Source organism: Dyella sp., assembly GCF_035508675.1.
In the GTDB taxonomy this organism is placed as follows: Bacteria; Pseudomonadota; Gammaproteobacteria; order Xanthomonadales; family Rhodanobacteraceae; genus Dyella_B.
On the sequence record NZ_DATJMN010000180.1, the window covers coordinates 1 to 7561 of the forward strand.

The following is a 7561-nucleotide window of genomic DNA, read 5'->3' on the forward strand; positions in this document are numbered from 1 at the left end:
TAGGTATCCACGTACGGATTGGCGCGAATGATCGCTTCGACCTGATTGAGCAGGCGGCCCGTTTCTTCCAACGATGTGCCAGGCTTGGAAATGTAATCGAACGTAAAGCCGCCTTCGTCCATCGCAGGCATGAAGCCGGTACCGACCTGCCCGAAGGCAAGCGCGCCGACCGCGATAAGCGGCAACACCAGCACCGCCACCCACACTGGCCGCTTCAACCAGCGCTGCAGCAAGCTTTCGTAGCCGATCTTGATGCGCAGCGAAAAACAGCTCGCGGCATGATCGCCGGCGTGCTTCTGATCCAGCAGCCGTTCCGACAGCAAAGGCACGACAATCCAAGTCAGCAAGTAAGAGATGACCAGCGCGCTGGCCATCGTCAGCGACAACGCCTGGAAGAATGCGCCCGTCACGCCCGTAAGAAACGCCAGCGGCACGAAGATAACCACCGTCGCAGCGCTGGATCCGGTGAGCGGACGGGTGAATTCCCACGCGGCGCGCGCAATTCGTTCGCTCACCTCGCCCGATGCGCCTTTGAGCCGGCGCATGATGTGTTCCTGCATCACGATGACGTCGTCGATGATCAAACCGACCGCCGCCGCCATGCCGCCGAGCGTCATCATGTTGAAGCTCATGCCCAATACGTGCAGGAGCAGCACCGTAATCGCCAACACGGCCGGCACCACCAGCATGGCAACGATGATCACGCGCGTATTGCGCAGGAACAGGAACAGCACCAAACCAGCCAGCACAATGCCGATCAAGATCGCATCGCGCACGCTGCCGGCCGCACCGGTAACAAGCTGGGATTGATCGTACCAATTGGCGAGCTTTACGCCGGCAGGCATCTGCGGCCCGTAATCCTGCAAACGCTGCTTGACGTCCCTAGCGATCTGCACGCTATTGCCATCGGGCTGCTGCAGGATCTGGATCAACACCGCGTCCTGGCCATCCGCGGTCACACGAATCCACTGCGGCACGTTGCTCAGCGTGACATCCGCGATGTCACCCAGGCGCACGACACCGTGGCTGTCCGCGCGCACCACGATTTGACGCAACGCGGCCACCGTATTGGGCTGGTTGTCGGCAAGCAACAGATAAAGTTTGTAGTGATCGGAAACGTGCCCCATCGCTTCGATGGTGGCCGCATGGCTGACCGCCGTCGCCACATCGCCGAGGCTTAGATCTTGTGCCCGCAGGCGATTGGGATCGACGTCGGCATGAAATTCGGCAACCTCGCCACCTTGCACGCTAACCCGCGCCACACCGGCAATACTGCTGAGCAGAGGTCGCAATTGATATTGGGCAAGATCGTACAAAGCGCTCGGCGACAGCGTATGCGAGCGCAAGCTATAAGCCAGCATGGGGTACGAACTGGGGTCCATACGACGGCTAGTGAGCTGCGTACCTGCGGGCAATTCGGGCAACACCTGACTTGCCGCCGCATTGATGTCGCCCAATGCGCGGCTCATGTCCGTGCCCCAGGCGAAGGAGATGGCAATATCGGCGCTGCCGCGGCTGGTGGTAGACCGGACATCGCGCACACCGGGCACACGACGCAACGCCGTTTCAATAGGCGTGGTGACGGCGATCGCCATTTGATCGGCGGGGCGATCGCCTGCGTCCAGCGAAAGCATGACGCGCGGAAACGCCACATTCGGAAATAACGCCACCGGCATGAATACCGTGCTGCCTACGCCGCCAAGCGTTGCCATCAGCACGAGAAAGAGCAGCGAGCGCCAATGGCGTTGCATCCATGCCGTTACGCTCACTTGGACGACTCCTGCTGCTCGCGCACAGCATCGCCTTCGTCCAGTTCGTAGTTGCCAAGCACGATGACGCGCATCTTGCCGTCCAACGCCCCCTGCACGCCGACGGTGTCGCCTTGTGGATGTTTCAGGGTCACGTCGACGCGCTTGGCATGGTCGTGATCGACGATAAAGACGTAGTCGCCCTTGTCATCATGCAATACGGCGTTGCGCGGTAGCGCCCACGCGGTGTAGTTCGTCGTTTCAATGTTCGCCTGCACCGCCGCACCGGATACCAGTACGTCGCCGGCATCAGGCGGAAGCTCAGCCTGCAAAGGCAAAAGATGGGTCTGCGCATCGATGGCGTGACCCACCACATCAAGCCGTCCATGCAAGGTTTCGTCGGAGCCATAGGTACTCTGTACGTCGACCGGCATGCCGGCTTTCAGCCGGGCGCCGTCTTCCGGTTGCGCGCCAAGACGCGCGACCAATGCATGCGATGGCGCAAAGGTCAGCAGCGCCGTACCCGCTTGAAATCGATCGCCAAGATTGACGTTGAGCGCGGTTACGACACCGTCGGAAGGCGCATCAATAGTCTCCTGTGCGGTGCCGCCACCCAATGCGCGTTGCGCTTCCACGCCTGCCTTGGCGTCGTCCAGCGCTTTGCGAGCGGTAGCAACCTGCGACTGCGTTGCAAGGTGCTGTGCTGCCATTTGTTGCGTGCGCTTGAATTCGCCAGCGGCTAGATCCAGTGCACTCTGCGCTTGCAAAAAGGCATTGCGCGCGACGGGGTCCGGCGCAACACGCAGCAGTACCTGCCCGCGCTGCACGGATTGTCCGGTTGCGGCCGCAACGCCAACAACCTGACCGCCATGACCCAAGCTGACAGTGCTGGCGCGATGCGGATCGCCTACTGCGATACCCCATACCTGGATGGTGTCGTGGAAAGCCTGGCTTACCGGTGCAGCCGTGGTGACTAGTACCGTTCCTTTGACTTCTGGCGCTTCGTCATCGTCATCGGCACCGCCGTGTCCGGCGCACCCGGCCAGTAGAACAAGCAGCAATGCCGCCAGTGCAGTACGCGTAAGGACAAATCGATTCATGGTTTGGATGTCGATGCGGAAGACGGTTGGAGATCGGTGCTGCCGAGCAAGGCTTCTAACGCAATCGCCTGTTGCGACAGTTGATCGCGCGCGGCGATGTAGTCCATGTCGGCGCTGAGCGCATTGGCGCGGATAGACAGGTAAGTGGGCCAGTCGATTAAGCCTTTCTGCCAAGCTGCCTCCGCCGCATGGCGGGCATCATCCAGGCGCTTGGATTGCGCTTGCGATTGATCGCGCTGTTTGGCGAGCGTGTCTTGGTCGAGCATCAACTGGCGGATGTCGTTACGTGTGGTCAGCACGCGGCCTTCGTAGTCGTCTTTGAGTTGCTGCCGCGTTGCATTCTCAATCGCGATGTTGCCGCGGTTGCGATCGAACAAAGGCAGGGTGATACCGATATTGATGCCGTGCGAAAGCACACCTGAGTTATCGCTCTGACGATCAACACCGAACGTCAACGCTGGAAACTGTGCGCGAATCGCGCCGCGCAACGTCGCTTCCTGGGCTTTGTATCCAGCCTGCAAGGCCAAGAGATCCGGGCGCCGCTCCGGCAAACTGGCCAAGGCGGCGTCGACCTGTTCCGGCGTCGGCGATGTCAGGAATGGCTTCCCAATCAAATCCAGCGGAGCATCCGGCGCCAGACCGAGCAACACACGCAGATCGTGTTCGGCTTGGTGCATTTGCACGGTGCCATCGGACAGCCGCTTGCTCGCGTCGGCATAAGCATTCAGGCCGGCGCTCGCCGCGTCGTAAGTAAGGTTGCCATCTTGCAACGCCTTACGTACGAAACCGTCCACCGGCTTCAGGGCAGCCTCTTCGGCGGCAAGCTCCTGTTGCTGCTCGCGCAACGACACCACTTGGTTGAACAGCAGCCGCGCCTGGGCAATCGTCTGCCATTCCTCCCACAGCAGATCCAGGTTCACCTGATCGGCCTGACTCTTGGCGGCGGCTTTGCGGGTTGAGCGGGTGAGCAGGCTGGTGATGTCCTCGCTAATACCGTAGGCCGATGAGGTGGTGTATCCCGGCACCGGATGCGACAGGTATTCCTGATTGATGGAAAGCTGCGGGTCTGGGAGCAGGCCGGCCGCAAACGCCTGTGCGCGGGCCACACCTAACTGATCGCGCAATACCTTCAGATCCGGGCTGTTGGCGACCGCCAATATCGCGACATCGGTGACATCCATGCCATGGGAAAGATCAAAACGATGCGTACGCAACGCCGGCAGCGGCATGTCTGCCGTGTTGGCCGAAAGTTGCGAAACATCCTTCGCTCCCTGCCCCTCGCCGAGCGGCAAAGGGGAATAGGTTGCGCAACCGGCGACCCATACCAAGGAAGTCGCCAATGCGGCTAAGCGCCACGCACGCACACCGGATAATTCTCGGCAATGGGGTGAATCCTGAAACAACCGCACCGGCAAATCTCCGCCCGAATAACCTCGACGGTCGCAAAGACTAACTATCGTTGCTTAGCGATCTCTTTGCAGCGATGTGACGGCCGCCCCGGCTACCCATTTGGGTGGAATCCAGCCCGGAAACCCAGGCTTGACTTCGCAAGAAGTTGTGCTTCCGGCAGGCCCTCAACCTACCAAATGCAATGGGTTCGATCAAATCGCGTCAATTCAATGAGTTAGCAGCAATAGACGCAGCCCAATACGGCAATGTACGACTGATTTTGCGAATTGCCCTTTATATGGCGCAAGACAGGCCGATATATAGGGATGCTCACACAAACTTCACGGCCCAAATTGTTTTATCCTTAGGCTGAGCAAAAGGAAAATGTGGAACAGGGCTCTGAGTTTTTGTAGGTCTTTCTTTGCAGGGGAAACGCATGGGGAAGCGGTTCTGGACTAACGACTGGCTGCTACAGCTTGCCGTAGCAGGTGGCTACGCGCTGCTTTATCTGGCCATTCACCCGCTCTCTACCGCGCATTGGCCAATTCACGCCGGTGTGCGTTTGGCGTGCCTGCTGCTGATTCCTTATCGATTCTGGCCCGCGTTGTTGATCGGCGAGGCTCTGCCCAACGCGTATGAAGTGATCCCCTGCCTTGCGTCGCTCGGGCCGACGTGGGTGGTGGTCCGGTGTATTCCGCCGTTTGCGGTGGCCATGCCGATCGTGTGGGCATGTCGCACTTGGATGCCCCCTTTTCCTTCCAAGAACCTCATCGATATTAAGGCGCTGCTTATCTGCGGTTTGCTGGTCTCTTTGGGAGGGATGGCATACAGCTCTACCGCATTGGCGGTGGCGAATGACCCGACCGTCTCCTTTGTTCCGATGAATGCCGTTGGCTATTTCCTCGGTCCATATCTGGCCATTTTTTCGATCGTGCCTTGGGTTTTGATGGCCAAGCTCGATTACAAACCTGGTCAACTGCGTGAACAGATTCGCCAGGCCCTATCCAGCAGGCTGTTTCTCGACACTGTAGCGCTCCTCATCCCTGCTTTGGTTCTGCTTACTTGGATGAGCTATGTAGGAAACGATCAGGTCAAGCAAATCGCCCCTGTCGCCATGTTTCTCCCCATGGCGTGGCTCACACTCAAACATGGTTGGCGCGCTGCGGCGGTAAGCGGTCCATTGGCAATCGCCTGCATGTCCTTGCCGATTGCCTTGATCAACGACCTTGATCCAAAGACCTACGCAACACAAACGACTCTCGCTATCGCTGTTACCTGCTTGTTCGCGCTGGGTGGACGTATCAGCGTCCAGCTTATGGATGAGGAAAAAGAAAAGCGCAGCGCCCTCAACGTTCAACGTTTCGCAAGACAGAGCCTGCAGCTTGGCGAACAGCGCATGCGGCAAACGTCGCAGGCACTGGAATATCTCGCAGGCACGTTGCACATCACCAATGGACGTTTGCTTGATCAGATGCGCCGCATCGTGCCGAACATCGAAAGCCACGCTTTCTACAAACAGGCTCTTGCGATGCAAAGTCAGGTCTATCGGCTTGCAGAAAGCATGCATCCGGTCGCCTGGCGCGAGCGCGGATTGCCGGCGGCGCTCAACGAAACCATTGCGCGTGCCCTGGATGAGGCCGGCATAGCCTATCGTTGCGAAATCAGCGGGCGCGGCTTCACGCGTTTAGCACCTGCCGTTCTTACCGCAACCTATCGGTCCGCATGCGAGGCGGCTGTCTACGTTACCTCCAGGCTCGCTTGCAACCGCGTAAATCTGGTACTCCGCGGTGGCGAAACGCGCGGAAAACGATGGGTTATGTTGCGCGTAGAAGGCGTGCTGGAAGATACCGGAGTCGCCAATGCCGTGTATCACTCGGAAGAGCGCAAACGCCTTGCGACCAAGCTTGGAGCAAGCATGTTGGATATCCCGGAGATGCGCGATCATGTGCGCATCTTCGACGGGTTCTTGCATCTGCGTATGCCGTCCAACCGCTTGCGTATTACGGTCCTGCTGCATGACGCCGTGCAAGAGGAGCAGAGGCCGGTATCCCGCCTCGCTCCACCATTGCGTCTATGGGTGAAATAACGGCCGTAACCGATTAGGGACCGCCGTTACCGGAGCAGCCACCGGTCGGGCAAGAAGCTGCACTCATCACGCTAAACGTCGTAGCGCCGCTGCTTTGCGGGGTGGCAGTAACCGTCGTTGTGCTGTCACTGTAAACCGTCTGTGACGGCGTCGAAGTCGAACTTGCCGAAGGCGTAGCCGTGGTTGAGCCCGACGACGGCGTCGAGACGTTCTGCGAATCCACACCGACCGGCAACACGATAGACGTGCCATTGGCCGTACCTACAGCCGCGTGCACGGTGCCGTTCAGATCATTGACCTGAATGTATTTGACGCCGTTCAACACGAACACATAGACATGCCAGTTGGGATTGGCGCTAACGTCGGCAGCATTCGGCCAAGCTTGGCCGAGCCCCGTCGCCGGTGATGCGGTCTGGGCAAAGGCCGCGGGGGTTGCGCAAAGCGCAAACAGGCTGGCGATCGCTGCTTTACGGATGAAACTTTCTTGAGTGCTGGACATGGGTTTCCCCTGGTTGTTAATGGTAGTTCTTCTACCGGAAATCGGAATGTAGCAGGGGAAGTACGCGAAAAACGGCGAATTTCTCAGATTTGAATATCTGCAATTCAGCAACGCCATGACATGAGGATCACTTCACATTTTCTTGATTGCAGATGTAGTTGGAAGTGCAATTTGCGAAATCCGTCCGCATCGCGGCCGGCGTCTGCGAAGACGATGCAACGAATTTGCGCACAACAAAAAAACCGCCCGAAGGCGGCTCTCAACGTTTGCGCAATGGAGGCCAGGGTCGGAATCGAACCGGCGTACACGGCTTTGCAGGCCGCTGCATGACCACTCTGCCACCTGGCCATCGCGCTTAACCGTAACCATGATAGGCCAGGCTTAGCTTTAAAAAACAAAACCCCGGCTCACCGAGGTTTTGCTTGAAACTGGAGCGGGAAACGAGACTCGAACTCGCGACCCCGACCTTGGCAAGGTCGTGCTCTACCAACTGAGCTATTCCCGCATCGGAGCATGCAACTATAGCAGAACCCGGTTCGATGTGAATAGCCGCGTCTACTTTTTTTCAATAATTCAAGCAACTTGCCGCATATGCTTGAAGTACTGATACAACACGGCCCCGAAGCAAACTCCGGGGCCGTATTTGGAAACTGGAGCGGGAAACGAGACTCGAACTCGCGACCCCGACCTTGGCAAGGTCGTGCTCTACCAACTGAGCTATTCCCGCATCGGAGCCGCG

Annotated in this window: 5 protein-coding genes and 3 tRNA genes; 1 reads left to right on the forward strand and 7 read right to left on the reverse strand. The window is 58.6% G+C overall.

All coding sequences use genetic code 11. The features are described 5' to 3' along the window. The 3 genes from VMA74_RS09740 to VMA74_RS09750 form a co-directional block, all read right to left on the reverse strand. Positions 1-1769, reverse strand: a 1769-nt coding sequence (locus VMA74_RS09740) for an efflux RND transporter permease subunit (protein ID WP_325366498.1), incomplete at its 3' end; no start/stop codon positions are given. Then, positions 1766-2848 carry an efflux RND transporter periplasmic adaptor subunit gene (locus tag VMA74_RS09745; protein WP_325366500.1) on the reverse strand — a complete coding sequence of 361 codons (1083 nt, stop codon included), beginning with the start codon at positions 2846-2848 and terminating at the stop codon, positions 1766-1768. The genes VMA74_RS09740 and VMA74_RS09745, both read right to left, overlap by 4 nt. Beyond that, positions 2845-4188 (reverse strand): TolC family protein, encoded by a 1344-nt coding sequence (locus VMA74_RS09750; RefSeq protein ID WP_325366502.1) that lies wholly within the window; start codon positions 4186-4188, stop codon positions 2845-2847. The genes VMA74_RS09745 and VMA74_RS09750 overlap by 4 nt, the downstream gene beginning before the upstream one ends. 485 nt (positions 4189-4673) lie before the next feature. On the opposite strand from VMA74_RS09750, the gene VMA74_RS09755 reads away from it, so the two are divergent. After that, positions 4674-6323, forward strand: coding sequence for an MASE1 domain-containing protein (locus tag VMA74_RS09755; protein ID WP_325366504.1), 1650 nt, complete (start codon positions 4674-4676; stop codon positions 6321-6323). Positions 6324-6336: 13 nt separating this feature from the next. Here VMA74_RS09755 and VMA74_RS09760 read toward each other — a convergent pair whose 3' ends face one another. The 4 genes from VMA74_RS09760 to VMA74_RS09775 form a co-directional block, all read right to left on the reverse strand. Continuing rightward, entirely contained in the window at positions 6337-6822 is a 486-nt protein-coding gene (locus VMA74_RS09760) for a hypothetical protein (RefSeq protein ID WP_325366506.1), read from the reverse strand. A 274-nt stretch (positions 6823-7096) separates the two neighbouring features. Next, a tRNA-Cys gene (locus VMA74_RS09765) sits at positions 7097-7170 on the reverse strand. Positions 7171-7251: 81 nt separating this feature from the next. Next, positions 7252-7327: transfer RNA gene (locus VMA74_RS09770), tRNA-Gly, on the reverse strand. Positions 7328-7473: 146 nt separating this feature from the next. Then, positions 7474-7549, reverse strand: a tRNA-Gly gene (locus tag VMA74_RS09775). Between the last annotated feature and the right edge of the window lie 12 nt (positions 7550-7561).